Origin of the sequence: Thermohalobaculum xanthum (assembly GCF_016623495.1) — a bacterium.
In the GTDB taxonomy this organism is placed as follows: Bacteria; Pseudomonadota; Alphaproteobacteria; order Rhodobacterales; family Rhodobacteraceae; genus Thermohalobaculum; species Thermohalobaculum xanthum.
In genome coordinates, this window is sequence record NZ_JAEHHL010000025.1 from 1 (window position 1) to 629 (window position 629).

At 70.3% G+C, this 629-nt stretch carries 1 protein-coding gene; it reads left to right on the top strand.

Going from position 1 to position 629, the window contains the following annotated elements:
* Positions 1-570, top strand: a 570-nt coding sequence (locus H0I76_RS19265; RefSeq protein WP_200613816.1) for a calcium-binding protein, incomplete at its 5' end; no start/stop codon positions are given.
* Positions 571-629: the final 59 nt, after the last annotated feature.

Sequence of the window (629 nt, forward strand, 5' to 3'; positions counted from 1 at the left end):
GGCAACGACCGGATCGAGGGCAATGGCGGGCTCGACCGGCTCGACGGCGGCGCCGGCAACGACACCATGCTGGGCGGCCTGGGCCAGGACTTCATGCAGGGCGGCAGCGGCAACGACGTGATGTTCGGCGGCGGCATGGCCGACCGGATGTTCGGCGGCTTCGACGACGACCGGATGTATGGCGAGGCGGCGAACGACACGCTCGAGGGCAATGCCGGCAACGACCTGCTCGATGGCGGGCTGGGGGCCGACAAGCTCAATGGCGGGCTCGGCCTCGACATCCTGATCGGCGGCGCCGGCAACGACATGCTGACCGGCGGCGCCTCGGCGGATGTCTTCGCCTTCGTCTCGGACCTCGACGGCAACGACACCATCCTCGACTTCGAGGACGGGATCGACCTGATCCAGTTCGACGGCATCACCGGCGTCGCGGGCTTCGGCGACCTGGTGATCAGCGCCTCGGGTGGCGGCAGCCTGGTCACCGCCGGCAGCGTCTCGGTCCTGGTCGCCGGCGTCGCCACCGGCGACCTCACCGCGGACGACTTCAGCTTCGACCCGCTCGTCGTCTGACACCGCCGCAACACGCGGCACAATACCGGCAACAACGGCCCCGGCGGAACTCGCCGGGG